The sequence below is a fragment of the Paenibacillus forsythiae T98 genome (genome assembly GCF_000520735.1).
In the GTDB taxonomy this organism is placed as follows: domain Bacteria; phylum Bacillota; class Bacilli; order Paenibacillales; family Paenibacillaceae; genus Paenibacillus_AQ; species Paenibacillus_AQ forsythiae.
Genome location: NZ_ASSC01000733.1, coordinates 1 through 612, shown reverse-complemented (window position 1 = coordinate 612; position 612 = coordinate 1). Strand labels below are relative to the sequence as shown.

Genomic DNA, 612 nt, shown 5'->3' with positions numbered 1-612 from the left:
CTGTCCGGGTCGAGAATAGCGGCCAGCACCGTATAGCGCCCGCCCGGAAGCCCGCCCGGCACATTCAGGTGGATGGCTGCCGTACTTGCGCCCGGAAGCCAGCTTCGGATATCGGTGGAGCTGCGGACGGAAGCCCTGATGTTTCCCGCTCCGTCCGCCAGTGAAATCTCCAGCGGCCATTTGAAGTAAAAAGGCGCCGTTCCGCGGTTGACGATGTTCAGCTTGACGTGCAGCGTCTCGCCCGGCTTTCTTGTTTCTTCGTAGACTGCCTTCCGGATAACGAACCGGTAGCCGATGGTGCGGAGAAAGCGGTCGATATTCGCCTGCAGCGGGCCTCCAGGCTCCTCGTCCCAAGGCGCGGAGGGGCCAAGCCAGGATACGTGGGTTAACCGGACCTGACGGAGCGACTCTTCCAGGTTCCCGGCCTCCAGGAAGACACGCGGGTCTCCCGAGAATTCGCCTCCGCTGGGCGACTTCATCCAGAAATCCCGCATCGCCGGCTCCTTGTCCTTCGTCAGCCAGGAGGTATAGCCGTTAGTGTACCAGTTCAGGAATTCGTCAATGGTCGAATCATGCTTGCCGAAAGCGTCATTGTACAGCCCCATTCCATAA

1 protein-coding gene is annotated in these 612 nt (G+C 60.5%); it reads right to left on the bottom strand.

The window, feature by feature from the left end; all coding sequences use genetic code 11:
• On the bottom strand, positions 1 to 612 hold a 612-nt coding region (locus tag L692_RS0122335), incomplete at both ends, for a DUF4832 domain-containing protein (protein WP_025702206.1).